The 22,472-nt window shown below is 57.6% G+C and carries 19 protein-coding genes; 11 read left to right on the plus strand and 8 right to left on the minus strand.

Annotated features, from left to right (window positions below):
* Positions 1 to 2 precede the first annotated feature (2 nt).
* From ACXAEW_RS12220 to ACXAEW_RS12265, 10 genes are all read left to right on the plus strand, one after another.
* The gene (locus ACXAEW_RS12220; RefSeq protein WP_474941571.1) at positions 3 to 1,070 is read left to right on the plus strand and encodes a hypothetical protein; all 1,068 of its coding nucleotides are present in this window, start codon (positions 3 to 5) and stop codon (positions 1,068 to 1,070) included.
* A gap of 266 nt (positions 1,071 to 1,336) precedes the next feature.
* The gene (murB, locus tag ACXAEW_RS12225) at positions 1,337 to 2,257 is read left to right on the plus strand and encodes a UDP-N-acetylmuramate dehydrogenase (RefSeq protein ID WP_474941572.1); all 921 of its coding nucleotides are present in this window, start codon (positions 1,337 to 1,339) and stop codon (positions 2,255 to 2,257) included.
* A gap of 267 nt (positions 2,258 to 2,524) precedes the next feature.
* Positions 2,525 to 3,403 (plus strand): D-alanine--D-alanine ligase, encoded by an 879-nt coding sequence (locus ACXAEW_RS12230; protein ID WP_474941573.1) that lies wholly within the window; start codon positions 2,525 to 2,527, stop codon positions 3,401 to 3,403.
* The gene (locus ACXAEW_RS12235; RefSeq protein WP_474941574.1) at positions 3,391 to 4,284 is read left to right on the plus strand and encodes a cell division protein FtsQ/DivIB; all 894 of its coding nucleotides are present in this window, start codon (positions 3,391 to 3,393) and stop codon (positions 4,282 to 4,284) included. The genes ACXAEW_RS12230 and ACXAEW_RS12235 overlap by 13 nt, the downstream gene beginning before the upstream one ends.
* Position 4,285: 1 nt before the next feature.
* On the plus strand, positions 4,286 to 5,620 hold the full coding sequence (gene ftsA / locus ACXAEW_RS12240; RefSeq protein ID WP_474941575.1) for a cell division protein FtsA: 1,335 nt from the start codon (positions 4,286 to 4,288) through the stop codon (positions 5,618 to 5,620).
* Between the two features lie 332 nt (positions 5,621 to 5,952).
* Positions 5,953 to 7,608: a cell division protein FtsZ gene (gene ftsZ / locus ACXAEW_RS12245; RefSeq protein WP_474941576.1), complete on the plus strand. Its 1,656-nt coding sequence runs from the start codon at positions 5,953 to 5,955 to the stop codon at positions 7,606 to 7,608.
* 197 nt (positions 7,609 to 7,805) lie between these two features.
* A complete protein-coding gene (gene lpxC / locus ACXAEW_RS12250; protein WP_474941577.1) occupies positions 7,806 to 8,753 on the plus strand; it encodes a UDP-3-O-acyl-N-acetylglucosamine deacetylase in 948 nt (315 codons plus the stop codon).
* Between the two features lie 236 nt (positions 8,754 to 8,989).
* Positions 8,990 to 9,841 carry an outer membrane protein assembly factor BamD gene (locus tag ACXAEW_RS12255; RefSeq protein ID WP_474941578.1) on the plus strand — a complete coding sequence of 284 codons (852 nt, stop codon included), beginning with the start codon at positions 8,990 to 8,992 and terminating at the stop codon, positions 9,839 to 9,841.
* A 27-nt stretch (positions 9,842 to 9,868) separates the two neighbouring features.
* Entirely contained in the window at positions 9,869 to 11,521 is a 1,653-nt protein-coding gene (gene recN, locus ACXAEW_RS12260; RefSeq protein ID WP_474941579.1) for a DNA repair protein RecN, read from the plus strand.
* 111 nt (positions 11,522 to 11,632) lie between these two features.
* A complete protein-coding gene (locus ACXAEW_RS12265; protein WP_474941580.1) occupies positions 11,633 to 13,321 on the plus strand; it encodes a chloride channel protein in 1,689 nt (562 codons plus the stop codon).
* Between the two features lie 514 nt (positions 13,322 to 13,835).
* Here the strand turns inward: ACXAEW_RS12265 and ACXAEW_RS12270 are convergent.
* The 7 genes from ACXAEW_RS12270 to ACXAEW_RS12300 form a co-directional block, all read right to left on the minus strand.
* Positions 13,836 to 14,177, minus strand: a complete 342-nt coding sequence (locus ACXAEW_RS12270) for a DUF427 domain-containing protein (RefSeq protein WP_474941581.1) — start codon at positions 14,175 to 14,177, stop codon at positions 13,836 to 13,838.
* 64 nt (positions 14,178 to 14,241) lie between these two features.
* Entirely contained in the window at positions 14,242 to 16,032 is a 1,791-nt protein-coding gene (locus ACXAEW_RS12275; protein ID WP_474941582.1) for an aminopeptidase P family protein, read from the minus strand.
* Between the two features lie 336 nt (positions 16,033 to 16,368).
* Complete coding sequence (gene cobT / locus ACXAEW_RS12280; RefSeq protein ID WP_474941583.1) at positions 16,369 to 18,249, minus strand: cobaltochelatase subunit CobT; 1,881 nt, start codon at positions 18,247 to 18,249, stop codon at positions 16,369 to 16,371.
* Positions 18,242 to 18,682 (minus strand): hypothetical protein, encoded by a 441-nt coding sequence (locus ACXAEW_RS12285; RefSeq protein ID WP_474941584.1) that lies wholly within the window; start codon positions 18,680 to 18,682, stop codon positions 18,242 to 18,244. The genes cobT and ACXAEW_RS12285 overlap by 8 nt, the downstream gene beginning before the upstream one ends.
* Positions 18,679 to 19,665, minus strand: coding sequence for a cobaltochelatase subunit CobS (gene cobS, locus ACXAEW_RS12290; protein ID WP_474941585.1), 987 nt, complete (start codon positions 19,663 to 19,665; stop codon positions 18,679 to 18,681). The genes ACXAEW_RS12285 and cobS overlap by 4 nt, the downstream gene beginning before the upstream one ends.
* A 243-nt stretch (positions 19,666 to 19,908) precedes the next feature.
* On the minus strand, positions 19,909 to 20,520 hold the full coding sequence (locus ACXAEW_RS12295; RefSeq protein ID WP_474941586.1) for a methyltransferase family protein: 612 nt from the start codon (positions 20,518 to 20,520) through the stop codon (positions 19,909 to 19,911).
* 262 nt (positions 20,521 to 20,782) lie between these two features.
* The gene (locus ACXAEW_RS12300) at positions 20,783 to 21,409 is read right to left on the minus strand and encodes a DnaJ domain-containing protein (protein WP_474941587.1); all 627 of its coding nucleotides are present in this window, start codon (positions 21,407 to 21,409) and stop codon (positions 20,783 to 20,785) included.
* A 106-nt stretch (positions 21,410 to 21,515) separates the two neighbouring features.
* On the opposite strand from ACXAEW_RS12300, the gene ACXAEW_RS12305 reads away from it, so the two are divergent.
* On the plus strand, positions 21,516 to 21,770 hold the full coding sequence (locus ACXAEW_RS12305; protein ID WP_474941588.1) for a BolA family protein: 255 nt from the start codon (positions 21,516 to 21,518) through the stop codon (positions 21,768 to 21,770).
* A 17-nt stretch (positions 21,771 to 21,787) separates the two neighbouring features.
* On the opposite strand, the gene ACXAEW_RS12310 is transcribed toward ACXAEW_RS12305, so the two are convergent.
* Entirely contained in the window at positions 21,788 to 22,315 is a 528-nt protein-coding gene (locus tag ACXAEW_RS12310) for a DUF4177 domain-containing protein (protein WP_474941589.1), read from the minus strand.
* Positions 22,316 to 22,472: the final 157 nt, after the last annotated feature.

Genomic DNA, 22,472 nt, shown 5'->3' on the forward strand with positions numbered 1-22,472 from the left:
CTGTGTTTTGGGACTGGAGCCTGACCGAGGCGGCGCGCAAACGTGATGTGACAGCTCTGCCAATTCTGCGTTCAAATCTTATTGCAGCGGTTGCCTGCAAATCACCAACCGCTGCAATAAAGACCGCCGCCGACTCCGCCGCCCGCGCCAACTCCGCCGCCCGCGCCAACTCCGCCGCCCGCGCCGTCTCCGCCGCCCGCGCCGTCTCCGCCGCCGTCTCCGTCTCCGCCGTCTCCGCCGCCGTCTCCGTCTCCGCCGTCTCCGCCGCCGTCTCCGTCTCCGCCGTCTCCGCCGCCGTCTCCGTCTCCGCCGTCTCCGCCGTCTCCGCCGTCTCCGCCGTCTCCGTCTCCGCCGTGTGGGAAAACATCCGCCGGGATTGCGCGGATCTGGAAGCGGGGCAAGATCTTCTGCAAACACCGCTCTGGCGTGATGTAAATCCGCTTGCCGGTCTGTGGGCAGATCTGCGCCCCAAGATCCTGAGCGCAGAAAACTGGCAACCCGGTGATTGGCGGTTCTGGGTGGACTGGTACGAGCAGATGCTCGACCCCGTCTCCAACCCGCCCAATTGGGAACTGCTGGAGCAGATCGCTCTGATCGATTCTGAGGTGTGGAAGGCTGGGCCAAAGGACGTGAGCGAGGCGATTGCTGAGATTGAGAACCGCTTTGCGTTGCTTGACGAAACCAAAGCGTGGCAGCAGCGCGCCGAAGCGCTTGAGGCGGAAATAGCAGCGCTTAAAATGCGCTCGCATAACCAGCCGCCGGAATTGGTGGAGGATGTCCAGGCGCTAGAAGCGCCGGTTTTAGATCTAACACAAAACCTCGCCGTTGTTGCGGAAGAGTTAGAAAAGCCCGAACCTGAAAAGCACCTCTTGCGTCGATGCGGCGAAGTGATCAGAGATGCCGCGCTTACCATCATTAAATACTGCGGCTCAATTGCGAATGATGTGATCCGCGCAGGCGCTAAAACGTTAGGAACCGGTGGCGCGGGGCTTGTTCTGGACAGTGCTTTCAATGATGGTCGCTTGGTCGAATATGCAACCAAGCTCCTCAACGTTGTCGTCGGAGGCTGACGTTTCGTATGTGAGCTAAGGGCAGAGCCCGTCCCGGGGTGGGTGCGAAGCGCCCGCCATCAAACCAAAGGTTTGCCTCCGGCAAAATGGGGGCGGGGCGGGCGCTGCCCGGCCTTGCGGCCTGGCAAAAGGATTTCTGTAGGGCGGTCGCGTGCCTGCCGCTGGCGCGACAGACGGTTTACTGTGACTATGCTCTTTCCTCCCTTTCCCACATGCCCTAAACCCATCCGCAGTTTTTGAAGACCCCTGTGGGGCATGGAGCGGGTATGGCTGATCTTCCAACAGTGCGCGGTAAGTTGACAGAGGGGCGCGACCTCTCGACCCTCACGTGGTTGCGTGTGGGCGGCCCTGCGGATGTGTTGTTTCAGCCTGCGGATGTGGACGATCTGGCGCAGTTCCTGCGGGATCTGGACCCCGGCGTGGCGGTCTTTCCCATGGGGGTGGGGTCGAACCTTATTGTGCGCGACGGGGGCTTGCGCGCCGTGGTGATCCGGCTGGGGCGCGGGTTCAATCAGATCGACGTGGATGGCCAGACCGTTACCGCCGGGGCTGCGGCTTTGGACGCCCATGTGGCCAAAAAAGCGGCGGATCAGGGCGTGGATCTGACGTTTTTGCGCACCATTCCGGGATCCATCGGCGGTGCGGTGCGGATGAACGCGGGCTGTTATGGTTCATACGTGGCGGATGTGTTCCAGTCGGCCACCCTCGTCACCCGCCAAGGCGAGATCCGCGAGATTTCCGCCGCAGAGTTGAATTTCCAATACCGCCAGTCTGATTTGCCCGAGGGCGCGGTGCTTGTCTCGGCCACCTTCGAAGGCCCGGCAGGCGACTCCGCAGAGTTGCACACCCGTATGGAGGCGCAGCTGAAAAAGCGGGATGAAACCCAGCCCACCAAGGACCGCAGCGCGGGATCGACCTTTCGCAATCCGGCCGGGTTTTCGTCGACGGGACGGGCGGATGATGTGCATGATCTGAAGGCCTGGAAGGTGATCGACAACGCAGGTCTGCGTGGCGCAACACGGGGTGGGGCGCAGATGAGCGAGAAGCACTCCAACTTTATGATCAACACCGGTGGCGCAACTGCCGCAGACCTGGAAGGTTTGGGCGAAGAGGTGCGAAAAACTGTTTACGAGGATTCTGGCATCACGCTAGAATGGGAGATCATGAGAGTTGGAGAACCGCTCTAACGGGATTTCGCCCAAAACGATATCTTGGTTAATGCGTGTTAGGTTTTTGCTAACTTTCGTGGCTTAATGGTTAATGGGTCATTTTGTGCGGTTTGGTTCCTTGGGTGAGTGAACTATTGGTTGTGCGATCTGATTCAATGGGGCATCGCCCCGTAAATTTTGCCCGAACAGGGCAGTAAACAATAAGGGGCGCAAATGCCCCGTGAGCTTTTGAGGCGCGGTATGGTGAGTGGGACGAGCACAGCACTCCCAAAAGTCGCAGTATTGATGGGCGGACCTTCAGCTGAACGCGAAGTGTCCCTGTCCTCAGGTCGTGAATGCGCGACCGCACTGCGTGGGGAAGGATACGAGGTCACCGAGATTGATGCGGGTGTTGATCTGGTCGAAGAGCTGACCAGGGTCCAGCCGGATGTTGTCTTCAATGCGCTGCATGGACGCTGGGGCGAAGACGGTTGCGTTCAAGGTATCCTGGAATGGCTGCGCATCCCCTATACCCATTCCGGCGTATTGGCGTCTGCCTTGGCGATGGATAAGCAACGCTCCAAAGAGGCTTTCCGTGCCGCTGGTCTGCCGGTTGTGGAAAGCGCGCTTTTTGCCAAAGAAGATGTAGCCCGCGCCCATGTGATGGCGACACCTTATGTGGTGAAACCCAACAATGAAGGCTCCAGCGTTGGTATTTATCTGGTGCATGAGGACAGTAATGGCCCGCCCCGATTGGGTGATCAGATGCCGGATCGGGTTCTGGTAGAGAGCTTCGTACCCGGACGTGAGCTGACCGTCTCTGTTCTGGGGGATCGGGCGCTGGCCGTGACTGATATCCTCACGGATGGCTGGTATGATTATGATGCCAAATATAAACCGGGTGGATCACGTCATGTGGTGCCTGCTGATTTGCCGGAAGAGATCTCGGACCTTTGTCTAGAGTATGCGCTGCGGGCCCATCGGGCGTTGGGATGCCGCGGGTTAAGCCGAACCGATTTCCGCTGGGACGACAGTAAGGGCGCGGCGGGACTGATCCTTCTGGAAGTCAATACCCAGCCGGGAATGACGCCCACGTCGCTGTCTCCGGAACAGGCCGAACACTGCGGGCTGAGTTTTGGCCAACTCTGCGCTGCGCTGGTGGAGGATGCATCGTGCGATCGGTGATCCAACGATTTAAGCGCAATCGCGCCGACAAGATTGACCCGGCGCCTTCGCGTCTGAAATACCGCATTCAGCGCTGGATGCTGACCCCCGGTATCCGCGTGGGGCTGCGCTTTGGTGTGCCGATTTGTATTCTGGCGGCGGGCGTCAGCATTTTTCTTGCGGATGAAGAGCGCCGGGACGTAATCGTCACGGCTGCAAATGAACTGCGGGCGGATTTCGAGAACAGGCCGGAATTTCTGGTCAATGTAATGGCCATCGACGGGGCCGGACGGGACTTGTCCGAGGATATTCGCGAGATCGTCTCGATCGACTTTCCGATCAGCTCGTTCGATCTGGAACTGCCGCAACTGCGCGATCTGATCGAAGGGCTTGATCCGGTCAAAACCGCCAAGGTCCGCATTCGTCCCGGCGGCATTTTGCAGGTCGATGTGGTGGAGCGTACCCCGGCAGTTGTCTGGCGGACACGCGACGGGCTTGCTCTGCTGGATGAGACGGGCGCCTTTGTTGCGGAACTTGGCAGCCGTGACTTGCATCCGCAGCTGCCTCTGGTTGTGGGAGCGGGTGCCGAAGAACATGTCGCTGAAGCGTTGCAGCTTTTTGCGGCGGCGCGTCCTTTGACGGCCCGTGTGCGCGGGTTGGTGCGTGTCGGCAACCGTCGGTGGGACGTGGTTCTGGACCGGGATCAGCGCATCCTGCTGCCAAGCGAGGATCCGGTGTCTGCGCTGGAGCGCGTGATTGCAGTCAGCGAAGTTCAGGAGCTTCTGGACCGCGACGTCGCAGCTGTGGATATGCGCTTGGCGGCGCGTCCAACTGTGCGTATGACTGAATACTCAGTCGAGAACTGGTGGCATATTAAACAAAGCAACGCAGGCAATCCGTAACATGGCAGATCTCTATCAATCGCAACGCGCAATGCGGCAGATGCGTCGTCTGGCGATGCAGCGTGGGGTGGTGGCGATTTTGGATGTGGGCAGTTCCAAGATTGCCTGTCTGATCCTGCGTTTTGATGGGCCTGGCCGCTTGGGGGAAGATGGTTCGGTGGGCGCGCTTGCCGGTCAATCTGGATTTCGGGTTATCGGGGCCAACACAACCCGATCTCGCGGGGTTCAATTTGGTGAAATCACCGCCATGCAAGAGACGGAACGCGCCATTCGGACCGCCGTTCAGGGGGCCCAGAAGATGGCCGCTGTTCGCGTGGATCACGTCATCGCTTGTTTCTCGGGAGCCCGCCCGCGGTCATATGGGTTGAACGCGCAGGTGGATCTGGAGGGGCAAGAGGTCACCGAGAACGAAGTGGCGCGTGTTCTTGCGGCCTGTGAGGTTCCGGAATACGGGGGCGGCCGCGAGGTCCTGCATGCCCAGCCGATCAACTTTGCGCTTGATCATCGCTCTGGCCTCAGCGATCCGCGCGGTCAGATTGGCCATGCGCTTGAAGTTGACATGCATATGCTGACCGTTGATGCACTGATTGTGCAAAACCTGGTTCACTGCATCAAACGCTGCGATCTTGAACTGGCCGGCATTGCCTCATCGGCTTACGCGTCCGGCTTCTCCGCGCTGGTCGAAGACGAGCAAGAGCTCGGTGCGGCTTGTATCGACATGGGCGGAGGGTCCACGTCGATCTCTGTCTTTATGAAAAAACATATGATCTATGCCGATGCTGTGCGAATGGGCGGGGACCATATTACCAGCGACATTTCGATGGGGCTGAGCGTTCCCACCGCCAACGCCGAGCGGATCAAGACGTTCTGTGGCGGCGTGCAGGCGACCGGTGCGGATGATCGAGACATGATCGACATCGGTGGCGAAACCGGCGATTGGGAACATGATCGGCGCACCGTCAGCCGGGCAGAACTTATTGGGATCATGCGGCCACGTGTCGAGGAAATTCTGGAAGAGGTTCGCGCGCGGCTGGATGCGGCCGGGTTCGAGCATTTGCCCAGCCAACAGATCGTCCTGACCGGCGGCTCCAGCCAGATCATGGGGCTGGATGGATTGGCGACGCGTATTCTGGGGCATCAGGTGCGACTTGGGCGCCCGTTGCGCGTGCACGGCCTGCCTCAGTCGGCAACAGGGCCGAGTTTTGCATCGGCTGTTGGTCTGTGCCTTTTGGCAGCCCACCCTCAGGACGAATGGTGGGATTTTGAGATACCCGTGGACAAACATACACGCGGCACGTTCCGGCGCGCGGTGCGTTGGTTCAAAGAGAATTGGTAATCGGGCGTGACAGCGCTCTTGTAAAACGCTAAGACTTCCCTAATTGCCGCAGAATGGTGGCACCAAAGACGGTCGAGCAGGCCACATGCAATTTAGATTTCGGCAACGTGGGCATGCCCTGCGGTGTTTTTGTTCGTTGTGCCTGCCCGGATCACATGCGCAATATCTGCTGTCGTCGGCGAAATGCCGCGTTTTTTTACCATAAAACTGCCATATTTTGTGGTGGTCTTTGTTTTGGGGGATGACGCGTCACTCGTCGTTCGGTAGACTTGCGTTAATTTAGGACAGGAAAAAGCCCTTTGCGGTAGGGCAAGAACACAGGCGGATAGATCATGGCTTTGAACCTTTCGATGCCCGGACAAGAAGAACTGCGGCCGCGGATCACGGTGTTTGGTGTCGGCGGGGCCGGCGGAAACGCTGTCAACAATATGATTGCCAAAGAGCTGGACGGTGTCGAGTTTGTCGTCGCCAATACGGACGCTCAGGCGCTGCAACAAAGCTCGGCCAAAAGCCGTGTGCAGCTTGGCGTCAAAGTCACCGAAGGTCTGGGTGCTGGTGCGCGCCCGTCGGTTGGCTCGGCCGCAGCCGAAGAAAGTATTGAACAGATTGTCGATCACCTGGCGGGGGCGCATATGTGCTTTATTACCGCCGGCATGGGCGGCGGCACCGGCACAGGTGCAGCCCCGATCATCGCGCAGGCGGCGCGTGAACTGGGTGTGCTGACCGTTGGCGTTGTGACCAAACCCTTCCAATTCGAGGGCGCGAAACGCATGCGCCAAGCCGAAGACGGTGTGGACGCCCTGCAGCGTGTTGTCGACACGCTGATCATTATTCCAAACCAGAACCTGTTCCGCCTTGCCAATGAGAAGACGACCTTTACCGAGGCGTTCTCCATGGCGGATGACGTTCTGTACCAAGGTGTGAAAGGCGTCACTGACCTGATGGTGCGCCCCGGCCTGATCAACCTCGACTTTGCGGACGTACGCGCCGTGATGGACGAGATGGGTAAGGCGATGATGGGCACCGGTGAGGGCGAAGGCGAAGATCGCGCGGTTCAGGCCGCCGAGAAGGCCATTGCCAACCCGCTGCTGGATGAGATTTCGCTGCGCGGTGCCAAAGGCGTTCTGATCAACATCACGGGCAGCCATGACCTGACCCTGTTTGAACTGGACGAAGCGGCGAACCGTATCCGGGAGGAAGTGGACCCAGAGGCAAACATCATTGTTGGCTCTACCCTGGACACCGAAATGGATGGCAAAATGCGCGTGTCTGTTGTGGCCACGGGTATTGACGCAACCGATGTGAACACGGAAATGCCGGTGCCGCGTCGTCCCATGTCCGCTCCGTTGACCAAGACGGTTTCTGCCGAAGCCAAGGAAGAAACACCCGCGCCGCTGGAGCTGGACGCAGCTGTGACCCAGTCCGCTGCACCGGTTGCTCAGCCGCAGGAGCCTTCCCTCTTTGAAGGTATGGAGCCCGCCGCGGCAGAAGCTGAGCCGGAAGTGATCGAGCGGGCGGAAGAAATGGGCGATGATGGTTTGCCGCCGCCTGCCTATCGTCCGGCCGTTCCTGAGTTCCAGCCCCGTTCGGATGCGACGGAGAGCAGTGCCCCAGGTTTCGTCGCGCCCAAAGCTCCGGCACCTGGCACGCCGTCGCCGGAAGCTCTGCAACGCTTGCAAGCTGCCGCTGCGGCAGCGCAACCGCAGCAACGTATGGCACCTCCGGTTCAGCAACCGGTCGCACAGGCCGAGCCCGCACCACAGCAGGACGCCGCAGAACAGCGTCGGTTTGGTTTGAATTCCCTCATCCACCGGATGACCAACAACAATCAACCAGATCACGGTCAGAACGCCCCGATGCGCCAACAGCCGCCGTTGCAACAATCCGCTGTGCCGCAGCAGGCCGCAGCGCCGCAAACGCAGCGTCAGAGCGACCCTGAGCAGGACAAGATCGAAATTCCGGCGTTTTTGCGCCGTCAGGCGAACTGAATATTACATATGTTACGATTTGGAAGGCCGCCCTTTGGGCGGCTTTTCTTTTGCAAAACAGAGGCTTAACTGGTGGTAAGCGGTGTTTTGCCTATGTGTTTCAGCCGTGTTTCAATCCGTTACAAAGATTGAATTGTGACTTTTCTGCGAAGCTCTTAACTCTTTTGCAAAGGCGATCCATACGATTGCGATAACGAATGAGGCACAGTGTGCAAAATACGCTTAAAGCATCGGTTACGTTCGACGGCTTTGGTTTGCATTCCGGCAAACCAGTCCGCATGAAGCTGTTTCCCGCGCCAGCAGGCCACGGCATAGTTTTTAAACGCACTGATATTGCTTTGGGCGACACGTTGATTCCTGCCATCTGGCACCTTGTAGAACGTTCGCCGCTTTGCACCCGTCTTGTAAACAACGCAAAAGTATCGGTCTTTACCGTAGAGCATATCATGGCGGCGCTGGCTGGTTGTGGTGTGCACAATGCGTTGATCGAACTGGATGGTCCCGAAGTACCGATCATGGATGGGTCATCCGCGCATTTCGTACGTGGTATCATGAAGCATGGTGTTGCACGTCAGTCGCAGCCTGTTCTGGCCTATCGCGTGAAGAAAGAAGTGTCGGTCTCCAATGACGAAGGGGCAGTGGCAACGCTGAAACCTGCAGATCGTCTCAAGATCGAATTCAATATCGATTTTGCCGATGAAGCAATCGGTCAGCAGGCCCGCAGCCTGGACATGCGCAACGGAGCTTTTGCGCGTGAACTCTGCGAGTGCCGGACCTTCTGCCGCCGCTCTGATGTAGAGGCGATGCAGGCCGCAGGTCTCGCTTTGGGTGGTGTTCCGGGTGAAAACGCTGTGGTTTTTGATGGCAATAGCGTCGAAAGCGGTGGCGGTTTGCGCCATGCCGATGAACCTGTGCGCCATAAAATGCTGGACGCGCTGGGGGATCTTGCTCTTGCCGGAGGGCCGCTGTTTGGTCACTACATTGGCGACCGCGCCGGTCATTCCTTGACCAACACACTCTTGCGGGCGTTGTTCGCAACTCCGGGTGCTGTGGAGCCGGTTCTTTGCGATCCGATCATGATTGCACGGCTGCCGGGGCAGGGGCTGGTTTGGGACGAGATTCCGCAACAGCGCCGCGTTGCCTGATTGTAAAAAGCCAATGCAGGTGATGCAAAGAATTGAAGGCCCGCGCTGCGGGTCTTTTTTGGCGCTGTTTCAGGCCAAAGGTCGCGGTGTCTTGAGCAGCATACCCTTGACCAAGCGGCATATTCCGGGCCAAGTGAACGAGATCGGGGCGAAAGGCATTTTGTCTCTCAATTGATTGTGCTAGACCCTGCACGGTGGGCGATGCCCCCGGTTGGAATGACGACGAGGTTAGACATATGTTCGGCATCAGAACGGCCACAAAATTTGCCGGTTCAGTTCTTCTGATGGCAGTTCTCGCCGGCTGCGGCGGTGCAGACGGTGACGCGGCCGCGCGTTCAGAAAACCTCGAAATCTATACGCCTCAGCAGATTTTTGAGCGTGGCGAATTTGAGCTTGCACGCAAGCGCAACAAGGATGCGGCATATTTCTTTGCCGAGGTCGAACGCCTCTACCCTTATTCTGAATGGGCCAAACAGGCGCTGATCATGCAGGCGTTCACCTTTCACAGCGGTAAGGACTATGAAAGCAGCCGGGGCGCGGCCCAGCGGTTTATTGATTTTTATCCAACCGATGAAGACGCGGCCTATGCGCAGTATCTTCTGGCGCTCAGCTATTATGACCAGATCGACGAGATCGGCCGCGATCAGGGGCTGACCTTTCAGGCCTTGCAGGCGTTGCGGACCGTGATCGAGGTCTATCCTGACAGCGAATATGCAAGCTCTGCCATTCTGAAATTCGATCTTGCCTTTGACCATCTGGCGGGCAAAGAGATGGAAATCGGTCGATATTATCTGCGTCAGGGCCATTTTACGTCCGCGATCAATCGGTTCCGGGTGGTGGTCGAGGACTTCCAGACCACAACACATACGGCCGAGGCGCTACATCGTCTGGTCGAGGCCTATCTGTCGCTGGGGCTGACCAATGAGGCGCAGACCGCAGGTGCCATTCTGGGGCACAACTATCAATCCACTGAATGGTATGAGGACAGCTATAAGCTCCTCACCTCTAACGGCCTCAAACTCAAAGATCGTGGCGGCAACTGGCTGAGCCAGATCTATCGTCAGTCGGTCAAAGGGGAATGGTTGTAACCGCTTTTACAGGAACGGGGCGGGACCATGCTGCGCACGCTTGAAATCCGTGACTTGCTGATCATTGATCATCTGGAGCTTCTGTTCCAACCCGGTCTGAATGTTCTGACCGGTGAAACCGGCGCGGGTAAATCGATTCTGTTGGATTCGCTTGGCTTTGTTCTGGGCTGGCGCGGGCGTTCTGAGTTGGTGCGCCAGGGCGCAAAGCAAGGCGAGGTCATAGCAGAATTTGATCTGCCTGACGGTCATCCGGCGCATGCGATTTTGGAAGAGGCGGGGCTGCCGCAGGGGGACAGCCTTTTGTTGCGCCGGATCAATACAGCCGACGGGCGTAAAACAGCATGGGTCAACGACAGGCGTTGTTCCGGAGATGTCTTGCGTGCCTTGTCCGCTACCCTTCTGGAACTGCATGGACAACATGACGACCGGGGCTTGCTCAACCCTCGTGGCCATCGGGCCATGTTGGACAATTTCGCCAAAGTGGACCCCTTGCTGGCAGAGACGCGCGCCGCTTGGGCAGAGGTCGCACGGACCCGAAAAGCGGTTGAAGCCACCCGCGCCGCTCTGGATGCCGCCCGCGCCGAAGAAGAATTCCTGCGCCACTCTGTTGCTGAACTCGACAAGCTGTCCCCGGAACCGGGCGAAGAAGAGACACTCGACATTCGTCGCCGCCAGATGCAGAACGCGGAACGGATCCGTGGTGACATCGCCCGCGCCCATGCGCTGTTGACCGAAGGCGCTGAGCAAGCGACATCCGAAGCCTACCGGTGGCTGGAAAGCGTGAACGGTGACGAGACCGAAGGTTTGGACGAACCACTTGCTGCGCTGGATCGCGCTATGGCCGAATTGGGCGACGCCGAAAACGCGATCGGCCGAATCCTAAGCGGGCTGGATTTTGACCCCAACGAGCTGGAAAATTGCGAAGAACGTTTGTTTGCGATCCGGGCTCTGGCGCGTAAACATGATGTGCTGCCGGATGAGCTTGCAACTTATGCAGACTGCCTGCGGGACCGACTGACAGCCCTGGATGCAGGGGACCAGGATCTTTCTGAACAAGAAGCTGCCTTGCGCGCTGCGCAATCCGCCTATGATGCGGCCGCCGATAGATTGAGCGCGGCCCGCCGCCACCATGCGGCGGATCTTGATCAGGCTGTTATGGCCGAGCTTGCACCGCTCAAGATGGAACGGGCTGTGTTTCGCACCGAAATCACAGCCTGTGATCCCGGGGCCGAAGGGCGCGACGCGGTGGCCTTTACAGTTGCCACAAACCCAGGTGCCCCGTCGGGACCCCTGAACAAGATTGCTTCGGGTGGCGAGCTCAGCCGCTTTCTCTTGGCGCTCAAGGTTTGTCTGCGCGGTGAGGATTCGAGCAAGACACTGATCTTTGATGAGATTGATCGTGGTGTGGGTGGGGCAACAGCGGATGCCGTTGGGCGACGTTTGCGCGCCCTTGCTGACGGGAGCCAGGTTCTGGTGGTCACCCATTCGCCGCAGGTTGCCGCTCAGGGGGCGCATCACTGGCGGGTCCAGAAACAAGTTCTGGACGGCATCACGGTTTCACAAGTTGTGTCGCTGCCCGAAGATGCGCGTGTGGACGAGATCGCGCGTATGGTTGCCGGTGATACGATTACCGAAGAAGCCCGTGGAGCCGCCAAAGCGCTGCTGCTACAGGACAGCTGATCGTGTTTCTGCCAGCGCAACTCGAAAGACTTGTAAGACTTACCGGTTTTTACGATGTCTTAGAAGTGCTCTGGTTGAAAGTGGCAGCCAAAGAAATTTATGCGATCAACGGTGCTCCGTTTGACTGAAACTATCTTGAATAGCCTTTTTCGGGACTTGCGTGCGGCCATGCGCGCCTCTTGGCGTGTCTTGCGTCAGCGCGGGCCCAGCCAGTTTCAGTTTTGGGTTATCGCGCTGATCATCGGGGTTGCTGCTGGCGCAGCTGCGCTGTTCTTTCGCAAGGCGATCAATGCGTTGCAGGCCTGGGCCTATGGCACCGAAGATGTGAATTTCATCCATTCTTTTGCCGAAGGCCTGCCGTGGTACATGCTGCTGCTGATCCCGACGCTCGGGGGGCTGATCGTGGGTGTTGTCCTGCACCGTTTCACGCCTGATGCGCGCGTTCGATCTGTTGCGGATGTGATCGAAGGCGCAGCGCTCAACAATGGTCGCGTGGAGCGTAAGGCCGGCATTGCCTCGGCGGTTGCGTCACTCATTACCCTGAGCACAGGTGGATCCTCGGGGCGGGAAGGGCCCGTAGTGCATCTGGCAGGCGTCATTTCCACATGGGTCAGCAATTGGATACGCGCCGATGGGATAACGGGGCGCGATCTTTTGGGGTGTGCGGTGGCTGGTGCCGTTTCGGCCAGTTTCAACGCCCCTATTGCCGGTGCGCTTTTTGCATTGGAAGTTGTGCTGCGCCATTTTGCGGTTCACGCCTTTGCGCCGATTGTCATTGCCTCGGTTGCGGGTACCGTTATCAATCGCTTGGAATTCGGGAATGTGGCCGAATTTGATTTGGTCACCCCGGGTGAGCTTCAGTTCTATGTGGAGTTACCGGCCTTTCTCCTGTTGGGGGCCGTTTGTGGGATTGTCGCTGTGGTGCTGATGCGGTCCATCTTCTTTACCGAACGGGTGATGACGACGGTGCAAGAGGCGACAGGCCTGCCGCGCTGGCTGCGTCCTGCGGTGTCCGGGGCTATGCTTGGTTTTATAGCAATCTGGTATCCGCATATCATTGGTGTTGGTTATGAAACCACTGCACTTGCGTTGATGGGGCAGCTGACGGTGCAGCAGTGCGTTCTGTTTGTCGCGATCAAAACGGCAGCCGTGGCCATTACAATGGGGGGGCGGATGGGAGGCGGTGTGTTCTCTCCGTCGCTTATGGTTGGTGCGCTGACCGGCTTGGCTTTTGGCTGGATCGCAACAAGCGTCCTGCCCGAGGTGTCGGGGGTTCACACACTTTATGCCTTTGCCGGGATGGGCGCTGTCGCCGCTGCCGTATTGGGGGCACCTATTTCGACCACGCTGATCGTCTTTGAGCTGACCGGAGACTGGCAGATTGGCTTGGCTGTGATGGTGGCGATTTCCGTCTCGACCGCCTTTGCTTCACAGGTGGTGGATCGGTCATTTTTCCTTACACAGCTGGAAAACCGCGATATTCACTGTGCGGCCGGCCCGCAGGACTATGTGCTGGCCTTGCAGAACTGCGGTGGGCTCATGCGCTTGTTGGATGATCCGCGGGGGCCGTCCGAGGCGTTGTGCCGGACATTGGTGGCGGATGGAATTTTCTTATCTGCCGCAGCCACTTTGGACAGGGCGATGCCGTTTTTTGAACGCGAACCCGATCTTGAATTCTTACCGATTGTAGATGCAGGCCAGGGGGATGAGCCTGAACTCTTGGGGGCTCTGTTTCATATCGATGCGCTCAAGGCATATAATTCCGCATTGGTCGCCGCAGCCGCGGAAGAGCACAGCTGATTTACGCCTGTTCGCAGCCCCTTGATGAGCGGAAAAACTCTCACCCCACGCACAATCACAACATGTGATCTTTTTGCATCGCACTTTGGTTAAATATTTCTTTCATTTGATCTGCGCGCGTTAACCAAGAAAAATAAATCGTGAACGAGCAGCAATTCACAATTTTGCGGAAACAAGCGAAATGTGTCCAAAAGACATAAACCCAAAGCGGGCGACGAAAATCAGCGTAAACTCTGACAGTGAATACGCGCGTATAGCTTTGGATTCACTCATAGACTTTGCAATTGAATGCGCGATGGAATTTCATCAGACCTCTGGTGAACAGCGCAGCGCAAGTGTGAAACGGGACCTGTGTTGTAAAGTCTAAGGCCAGTTTCTTTCGATTCTCAGCTGATATTTACGTGATCGTTCTATACGTCATTTCGGCGTGTTCACGTTTTGGTTCAATAGACACATTAAAAAAGCGCCCCCCTGTGAAGAGCGCGCTTTTATTTAATGACCAAGGTTTCTGATCTTAAACCTGCTCGACCTTGAGACTTTCGAGCTTGGCAAAGGACAGATAATCCTTCACCTGCTCCAATCCTTCTGCCGGGTCTTCATACGACCACGCAGCATTGCTGGTGGTCGAAGACAAGTTTACGATGTCATAGAAGGTCGCGGTGCCTTTGGTTGTGTCTTCTTTTGCATTGCTGCTTTTGTCCAACATCGCCATCGCGATATCTTCACGGGGGAAATACAGCTCGGACGCCTTTTCGCCTTCGGTCAGTTCCAGAACCCGAGTGCTCTCTCCCAATACGGCGCCTCCAGAACGCACAACCCAGGTGCCTTCGATCTTGCGAATGCGGATATCGCTCATGTTTTGATCCCTCAATCGTTCAGAGTTTTACAGGCTTGTGCCCGGTGTTTGTAACAGGAAGGTTTCAAACCTCCCGCGTCGCCCCTGCCAGCCACGTTGCAGCGTGGGGCGAAAGATGCGGCGTAAGCGTTTTGGCGACCGTGGAATGATACCCGTTCAACCAATCTTTTTCATCTGCGCTCAGTAATTCCGCGACAATCAACCGACGGTCTATCGGAACCAGCGTCAATGTGCGCCATGACAGAAAGTCGCGCTCTGCGTCGCCTTCTGGCAGGGCAGGGGCTTTTTCTACCACCACTAGGTTCTCAATGCGAATACCAAATGCGCCTTCACGGTAATAACCTGGTTCATTCGACAGGATCATGCCTTCCTGCAGGGGAACATCGCTCAAACGGCTGAGGCGTTGCGGACCTTCGTGGACGCTGAGGTAGGCACCAACCCCATGGCCAAGCCCGTGATTGAAGTCCTGCTCTGCCAGCCAAAGAGGTATCCGGCCCACACATTCGATATCGCGCCCGGCCAACCCACGCGGCCAGCGCAGCCGCGACATGGCGATCATACCCTGCAGAACCCGGGTAAAGGCGGCCCGTTCCTCGTCGCCGGGCGTGCCGATTGCAATCGTACGGGTGATATCGGTTGTCCCATCCAGATACTGCCCGCCGCTGTCCAGCACCAGGAGATGCCCGTCTTGCAAGGTCGCATTGCTTTCATCGGTCACACGGTAGTGGATGACCGCTCCATTTGCGCCGGTGCCCGAGATCGTATCAAAGCTGATCTCCCGAAGCGACGGGTCTCGCCTGCGCAGCTCCTCCAATCGTTTGACAACATCGATTTCCGTGCAACTGCCGGGCGTCTGCGCATCGAGCCAGGCGAGCAGTTCCACCACAGCAACCCCATCGCGAATATGTGCGGCGGCGCTGCCCTCTACTTCGGCAGTGTTTTTTATGGCTTTGGGCAGGAGACATGGATCGTCGCCCCCTGTGAGACGATCCCCAACCGTGTCGGCGATGATTTGTGGAACAGTTGATTGATCGGCCAGAACCTGGCCGTTGATCGCGGCGAGAAAGGTCAGAAAATCTTTAGGATCCTGAACTGAAACCCGCGCGTCCAATGTCAGCTGAGGATCCGTGAGTTTTTCTGCGTCCACAAAAAGGTCGACATGGCCGCTGTCATGAAGCACCGCAAAACACAAGGCGACCGGATTATGGGCCACGTCTGACCCGCGAATATTCAAAAGCCACATGATGCTGTCAGGAAGGGTGATAACGGCTGCTGCCAGCCCTTTGGACTTGAGGTCTTTGGCCAGTCGATCGGTTTTGGATGCAACGCTTTCCCCCGCGCGTTCAATCGGATGGGGAGCAATTGGGTGCCGGGGAGAAACGGGCTGATCGTCCCAGATCCGGTCCACAAGGTTTTCGCATTGAACCAGAGTAATTTTGCTGTTGTTTAGGGACTTCGAGAGCTGAGCAACCTGACCCGCGGAATGCAGCCAGGGATCAAAGCCAACCGTACCGCCGTTGGGCAGTTGCTCTTTTAACCAGTCAGACAGGGAGACCTCCGGCCACGGGACAGGGGTGAATTCCTGTGCAACTTGCTGTTTGACCTGTGTGCGGTAGCGCCCGTCAATAAAGACACCCGCACTGTGTCGAAGGGCGGCGCAAAATCCGGCTGAACCTGTGAACCCCGTCAACCAGGCGAGCCGTTCGTCCCGCTCGGCGACATACTCACCCTGATGGGCGTCTGCACGGGGGACCAGGAACCCGTCTAGCTGTGCCCGTTCCAGTTCCAAGCGCAGCTTGGCCAGCCGCGCAGGTCCCTGTTCCGGGCGGGCGGTGACGTCAAAGGATTGGTACATAGAATGTCTCCCGGGTTTTCCGTCTGTAAACTGGCCAGCAAAGAGCAAAGGGCTGCTTTCCAGAGAATGTGTCTTATGCCGCCGCAGCGCGCAAGCGGTCGTGATGAAGCTATTGCCCAAACGCAGAACAGGGCACTCCCGCCCGTTTTGTGACATTCACAGAATGTTCAAAACAGTTGGGCCAAGCGCCGCGCTTTGCGCGCGGCGCGGTCTGTGTCGCAGCCGTTGGTGTAGTAAAGACACCGCCGCGCGACAGCGCGGCTACGCCCAACCCTTGGAACTGCATCCGTGATGCAATGACAAGGGGCGGGAGCCCTCCCCGCCCACCGCAGGTGATCAGCCGACTTTGCGGATGCCCATTACTCGTGCCCGCGCCCGCGGATCGCTGTCAAACAGAGCTGCCAGTTGCTCGGTCATAGCGCCGGCAAGCTGCTCCACGTCGGTGATCGTCACCGCGCGGTCGTAATACCGCGTTACGTCATGGCCGATACCAATTGCCAGCAGCTCCACCTGGCGGCGTTTTTCGACCATCGCAATCACGTCTCTCAGGTGTTTTTCCAGGTAGTTCGCCGGGTTCACCGACAGTGTGGAATCATCTACGGGTGCCCCATCAGAGATCACCATCAGGATCTTGCGCGCCTCGGGCCGTCCCACCATCCGGCGATGCGCCCATTCCAAGGCCTCTCCGTCAATGTTTTCCTTCAGTAGCCCTTCTTTCATCATCAGGCCCAGATTATTCCGTGTCCGACGCATCGGCGCATCAGCGGATTTATAGATGATGTGGCGCAGATCGTTCAGCCGTCCGGGCTGCTGAGGGCGGCCATCGTTCAGCCAGGCTTCACGCGCTTGCCCGCCTTTCCAGGCGCGAGTGGTAAAGCCTAGAATTTCCACCTTCACATTGCAGCGCTCAAGTGTGCGCGCAAGAACATCGGCACAGATCGCCGCGATCGAGATCGGACGCCCCCGCATCGAACCAGAGTTGTCCAGCAGGAGTGTCACCACCGTGTCGCGGAATTCGGTGTCGCGCTCCATCTTGAATGACAGCGGCGTTGTCGGGTTGGCAACAACCCGCGCCAAACGGCCGGCATCCAGAATGCCTTCCTCAAGGTCAAACTCCCAGGACCGGTTCTGCTGCGCCTGAAGACGGCGTTGCAGTTTGTTGGCCAGACGGCTGACGGCGCCCTTCAAAGGTTCCAGCTGCTGGTCCAGATAGGCCCGCAGGCGTTCCAGCTCTTGCGGCTCTGCCAGATCCTCGGCGGAGATTTCCTCGTCGTGACTGTCCAGGAAGACCTTGTAGTCGGGATCGGCTTCGGACACAGGCGGAGGCGGTGGGGGATCCAGGGGCGCTTCGCCTTCCGGGATCTCTGTCTCATCCGTCAGCTCTTCCTCGGCCATGTCATCCATATTAACCTGGGCCTGGCTTTCGTCCTGCTGTTGTTCCTGGCTCTGCTCGGGAGAGGCGTCGACGTCGTCTTGCTCGTCTTCATCCTGCCCTGCGGAATCCGGATTTTCGTCCTCTTCGCTATTTTCTTCTTCGGCTTCGGTCTCGTCTTCATCGCCCATGTCGTCGGGATCATCGCCCAACTGATCACCATAGCCGAGGTCATTGATCATCTGCCGCGCAAACTTTGCAAAAGCCGTTTGATCAGCCAGTGTATCGTCAAGGTTTTCAAGCGTTTCGCCGGCTTGCGATTCAATAAAGCCGCGCCACAGCTCCATGACGTTCTCTGCCGCGGCAGGCAACGGACGCCCGGTGGCCAGATGGCGGATCAGATAGCCGGCTGAGATCGCCAGCGGGGCTTCGGCCGAGGTCTTGACCTGGTCATAGCCTTTTCGCAAGGCTTCATGAGTGATCTTCACGTCGATATTGGAGGCGGTGCCTGGCATGTAGCGCGCGCCCATGGCCTCGCAACGCGCGGTTTCCATAGCTTCATAGAGTTCACGTGCCATGTCGCCGGGCGGGGCGTATCTGGCGTGGAGATCCGCATTGTGAAAACGACGTTTCATCGCCAGGGCATCGGCTGTGCCGCGCGCCAGCAGAACCTCATCCCGCGTCATCCTGCGCGAGACCTGCGGCAGACGCATGGTATCCCCGGACATGCCAGAAGGATCGACGGTATAGTTGACCGTCAGTTCTGTATCATCGGCCATGACTTTAGTGGCCTCCGCCAAGGCCTTTTTAAACGGATCCGCCGGGTTGTCGTTTGGTTTACTCATGGCCATTTCCAAATTCGTTTAGGCAGGTCGCCTTTTCAGCTCTGATAATTTCCAGCCGCATGATTTTTGATGGTACTATGACAGGACCAAACAATTCCATGTAGTCGCCTACATAATCGTATGCACCTTCAATGCTAGCTGCATCGGTTTTTCTGATCATGGTGTCCAAGGCGTCCACCCAGTTAAGCTCTTCGCCTGCAGTTTCGTTTTTTCCGTATACCGGATTACTGCGCATGATTTGGCGGTAGATAAAAACCGCATTTGACAGGGAAACGCAGCGCTTAGTTACTTCCTCTGCTGGAAGTTCAGTGATTGGGGGCAAGTTGAAATTGGGGCCTGATGGCTCGTCTAGAGTCCTCGGTACAGCCGCAAAAACTGCTGCTGTACCTGAAAAAATCAGGAGAAGGCTTGATATCCCTCCTAACCAGTTCACCCCAAGCTCACGCTTGCCGCGCTTTCGGGGAGTTCTTCGTCAAAGCAGCGCTGGTAGAACTCGGCCACGGTCTGACGCTCCAGCTCGTCACATTTGTTGAGGAACGACAGGCGGAAGGCGTAGCCCACGTCGCGGAAGATCTCTGAGTTCTGGGCCCAGTTGATTACGGTCCGTGGAGACATCACGGTCGACAGGTCGCCGTTCATAAATGCGGTCCGGGTCAGATCCGCAACGGTCACCATCTGGCTGATCTTCTTACGGCCTTCGGCGGTGTTGTAATGGGGGGCCTTGGACAGGATGATCGCGGCTTCGGCGTCGTGGCTCAGATAGTTGAGCGTAGCAACCAGCGACCAGCGGTCCATCTGGGCTTGGTTGATCTGCTGTGTCCCGTGATAAAGACCCGTGGTGTCGCCCAGACCGACGGTGTTTGCGGTAGCAAACAGGCGGAAATTCGGGTTCGGGGTGATGATCTCGTTCTGGTCCAGAAGCGTCAGCTTGCCGTCATGCTCCAGAACCCGCTGGATCACAAACATCACGTCCGCGCGGCCCGCGTCATATTCATCAAACACAATTGCAACAGGGTTGCGCAGCGCCCAGGGCAAGATGCCTTCGTGGAACTCAGTGACCTGCTTGCCGTCACGCAGCTTGATCGCGTCCTTACCAATCAGGTCGATCCGAGAGATATGGCTGTCGAGGTTCACGCGGACAGACGGCCAGTTCAGACGTGCAGCGACCTGTTCGATATGGGTGGATTTACCGGTTCCGTGATAGCCTTGGATCATCACACGCCGATTGTGGCTGAAGCCTGCCAGAATGGCCAGCGTCGTGTCCGGGTCAAATTTATACGTCGGGTCCAGTTCGGGCACGCGGCTTGAGCTTTCGGCAAAGCCCTTGACGGTCATATCCGTATCAATGCCAAAGGTGTCGCGGACCGAAATTGTTTCAGTCGGTTTTGCAGTGCTGTCCAGAAAGCCGTCGTTCATTCCCGTCGTCCTTGTTCTCGTTCCACCCCAACAGGGGAGGCATCTGTTCCCGCCGATTGGTGCCCGATCTGGGCGAGGAGGGCAAGGGGATCAAACGTCCTAATACAATTCATCCGGGATTTCATATGTCCAGTGTCGCATTCAGTGCAATTGAGACAGCAAACCGCCCGCAGCGGGGGCTACGGGCGGCGACGGCATGACGCTTGTAAGGGTGAGCTTCAGATCAGGGTGCTGCTATTCGGATTAAAGTGCAGCTTTGATGTTCTGATGCACGCGCAACAGGCTGCGCTCATCAACAAAACGCGGGGTGGTCTGCATATATTCCGCAAAGGCCCGGCCATACCCTTTGAGAAGCCAGCGTTCCTCATTCAGTACAAACAGGAAATAGAGCGCAAACAAGGCCGCCGCAAACCCCAGCGTGATCAGCGAGCCCGAGGTGATGCCAAGCCCGACCGTCGCCAGAACCGACGTGACATACTGCGGATTGCGGGAATAGGCATACATACCACCCGTCACCAGGCCATCGCTTTCACAGTAGGTGTTGTCCAGTCCAAGAAATTTATAGCCACGCAGGGTGATGCCAAAAGCGATCACCATAATGGGCAGCCCGACCACATAGCGTGCCCAATGGCCAAACCCGTTTACAAAAATTTCGCACACGGCAAAGACAACCGTGGTTCCGCAAAACACGCGAAAGATCCCAAAGGCCAGATGGTGACGCCATCCTTCGGCGGCAGGCCACAGGCCAAGGTTCGGAAACCTCAGGCTGAGCGTCAGATGCGCACCAAGAGCGATGGCAGAAAGAATGGCGGTCCAAAGTGAGATTTGGTGGAGGCTGTGGAAAATATCGGTCATCGGTCCTGTCTGCAGTTCAGTGGATCTGTCCAACGGTTATCAGTACGCCAAGCAGCAGATGCGCTAATCTGCGCCGACCCTCTGCTGTTACCAACCGATTGTAACAAATATTCTGAAGTTTTGAGACACCAATGCATCACCGGCACTCTTGTGTGCCCTGTGGTGTGAATTGCGCAGTAAACTGCGCAATCGCGTTTTTAAGTGTGTGACAGACAGAAACGGCCTGCCCAAAGATCGAGGGGGCAAGCAGCTGCGCGCCCGGTTACTTGAACGAGCGGCTGTCCTTCACCTGATCCCAGGCCCACATGACCTCTTGCAGCTGTTCTTCCTGACTGCGGTCACCGCCGTTCATATCCGGGTGCAGGACCTTGATCAGCTTTTTGTAGGCTTTGCGGATCTCGGCCTTGGTCCAATCGTCCTTCGCCTCCAGCACCTCCAGCGCGCGCCGCTCGGTCGGCGGCAAGCGTCGGCCCACCGCTCCACCGCTGCGACCCGGGTTCTGGGTGGCATTGCCGCCAAGAACCTGATGCGGATCTTCAATGCCAAGCCGCGCCCAGGCCCGGGCTTCCGGATCGCCAAGGGGCTTTGTCTCTCGCTCCCAGACCTTGTCCTTGGAACGCTGCGCATTCAACTCGGCTTCTGTGGTGCCTTCAAAGAAGTTCCACTTTTGATTGTATTCGCGAATGTGCTCCTGGCAGAACCAGAAGAAATCATCCAATACATCGGGTGCCTTGGGTGCGCGAAACTTGCCAGGCTTTTCACAGCCTTCATGATCGCATTGACGCACCGACGTTTCCGAGGCACCAGACGCACTGCGACGGCCCCGCGGGTTCTTCTTTTTGGCAGAGCTAACGGACATATCAAAACCGAAAGGATCTGACTTGCTCATGGGGGGTCACCTTCTGGACGCACTATTCGACTCGGGAACAGCAGTTTAATCCAAGGGTCAAAAGATAGAAGGGGGGTAGAAGAATTTTTATGGAGATGAGCGGAAAATGAGCATGCGGGACACAATCGAAAAAACGCTGCGCGCAGCCTTTGAACCAAGCGAGTTGGACGTTGTGGACGACAGCGACAGCCATCGCGGCCATGCAGGGCACGACGGGCGCGGAGAGAGCCATTTCAACGTGCGGATTCGTGCGGCGGATTTTGCCGGGAAAACCCGCGTCGCACAGCACCGCGCCATTCACGCGGCTCTCAAAGATGTGATGCCTAAAATCCACGCGCTGGCCTTGGACGTCGGTGCTTAAACCGTTGATCAGGCGGGTCAGCTTTCGCCTTCGGTGCGTTGGCTGGCGCGCCGTTTCAATGCAGAGGTGAGGCCGGAAACCGGGCTCACTTCCTCAACCCCATCGTCTTTGAGCATGCGCACAGCGCCCGGGCCGGGTACTGATTTTGCCGACGGCGGGGCTTCGGGATCTCCGGCAAAGGCGATTTGATCCCCTTGTGCGGTCAACGGGGGATCGGTCCGCTGATGGTGTGCCGCATCAATCAATGGCTCTCGTTCGATTTGGGACGGGGGTGCCATACCTTTCGAGGAGGACTCCTCAAACTCCTGCTGCACAATTGCGCGGCGGAAAATCAAAACATTGCGCCAGTTTGTTGTTGAACTTGTCAGCCCCGAACGCTCCTCGGACGGCAGCAATTCAGCCCGCAGATATTCCCAACCCTCGGTGGCCATTTCATTCAGTGTAATCTCCACCGAATTGGCAAACCGCGCCTCGGGGGTCTTTACGCCCTTGGCTTTGGTGCCTTTGGCAGGCGCGGGGACGACCTTGTATTCAAATGCGGGCATCGCGTTATCTCCTGGATCTTGTCTCTGAGGTTTAGCGATTGCAGTTGGGTCGTCAACTCCCGAGTACACGGTCTGAAACCTAGTCCGCCGGGATCAGAAGGAAAGTATTAAGCAGGTTAGAAGGGGCGGGGGTAAATTTTTTTGTAATATTTACGGT

This window comes from Epibacterium sp. ABZ3_068 (assembly GCF_056159265.1).

Bases quoted from the DNA above. Each gene is read 5' to 3' on its own strand.
- ACXAEW_RS12275 (WP_474941582.1), bottom strand. From the start codon at position 16,032: ATGTACCAATCCTTTGACGTCACCGCCCGCCCGGAACAGGGACCTGCG.
- ACXAEW_RS12300 (WP_474941587.1), bottom strand. From the start codon at position 21,409: ATGAGCAAGTCAGATCCTTTCGGTTTTGATATGTCCGTTAGCTCTGCC.
- recN (WP_474941579.1), top strand. From the start codon at position 9,869: ATGCTGCGCACGCTTGAAATCCGTGACTTGCTGATCATTGATCATCTG.
- ACXAEW_RS12295 (WP_474941586.1), bottom strand. From the start codon at position 20,520: ATGACCGATATTTTCCACAGCCTCCACCAAATCTCACTTTGGACCGCC.
- cobT (WP_474941583.1), bottom strand. From the start codon at position 18,249: ATGAGTAAACCAAACGACAACCCGGCGGATCCGTTTAAAAAGGCCTTG.
- murB (WP_474941572.1), top strand. From the start codon at position 1,337: ATGGCTGATCTTCCAACAGTGCGCGGTAAGTTGACAGAGGGGCGCGAC.
- ACXAEW_RS12270 (WP_474941581.1), bottom strand. From the start codon at position 14,177: ATGAGCGATATCCGCATTCGCAAGATCGAAGGCACCTGGGTTGTGCGT.
- ACXAEW_RS12255 (WP_474941578.1), top strand. From the start codon at position 8,990: ATGTTCGGCATCAGAACGGCCACAAAATTTGCCGGTTCAGTTCTTCTG.
- lpxC (WP_474941577.1), top strand. From the start codon at position 7,806: ATGAGGCACAGTGTGCAAAATACGCTTAAAGCATCGGTTACGTTCGAC.
- ACXAEW_RS12310 (WP_474941589.1), bottom strand. From the start codon at position 22,315: ATGCCCGCATTTGAATACAAGGTCGTCCCCGCGCCTGCCAAAGGCACC.
- ACXAEW_RS12305 (WP_474941588.1), top strand. From the start codon at position 21,516: ATGAGCATGCGGGACACAATCGAAAAAACGCTGCGCGCAGCCTTTGAA.
- ftsA (WP_474941575.1), top strand. From the start codon at position 4,286: ATGGCAGATCTCTATCAATCGCAACGCGCAATGCGGCAGATGCGTCGT.
- cobS (WP_474941585.1), bottom strand. From the start codon at position 19,665: ATGAACGACGGCTTTCTGGACAGCACTGCAAAACCGACTGAAACAATT.
- ACXAEW_RS12230 (WP_474941573.1), top strand. From the start codon at position 2,525: ATGGGCGGACCTTCAGCTGAACGCGAAGTGTCCCTGTCCTCAGGTCGT.
- ftsZ (WP_474941576.1), top strand. From the start codon at position 5,953: ATGGCTTTGAACCTTTCGATGCCCGGACAAGAAGAACTGCGGCCGCGG.